Source organism: Rhizobium sp. SVR5-2C (genome assembly GCF_056755115.1).
The window spans coordinates 1-275 of the sequence record NZ_JBNDHT010000391.1 but is presented as its reverse complement, the minus strand read 5'-3'; the positions used below and the strand labels follow the sequence as shown (position 1 = coordinate 275).

1 protein-coding gene is annotated in these 275 nt (G+C 56.4%); it reads left to right on the top strand.

The window, feature by feature from the left end; translation table 11 throughout:
* Positions 1-275: DUF1615 family protein (locus tag ACPYOI_RS36220; protein ID WP_481424191.1), on the top strand; the 275-nt coding region annotated here is incomplete at both ends.

The following is a 275-nucleotide window of genomic DNA, read 5'->3' as shown; positions in this document are numbered from 1 at the left end:
AAACAGCTCAGCGCCATCTTTGATGATTTCATCAGCATGGTGCCGATGGGGCAGACACTGTTTGGCTCACTTAACCCGGTACACACCGGCGGGCCGATGCAGGTCAGCATTGCCTTTGCGGAAAAGCATACCGACGGCTACCCGTGGAAAAGCGACGGTACGGTGCGTCAGGAGGTCTTCTCCCTGCGTGGCGGCTTGTGGTTCGACACTTATCATCGGCTGAACTATCCGGCGAATTACAGTGAGCCGCTGTACCGCTTTGCGGACTTTAACGC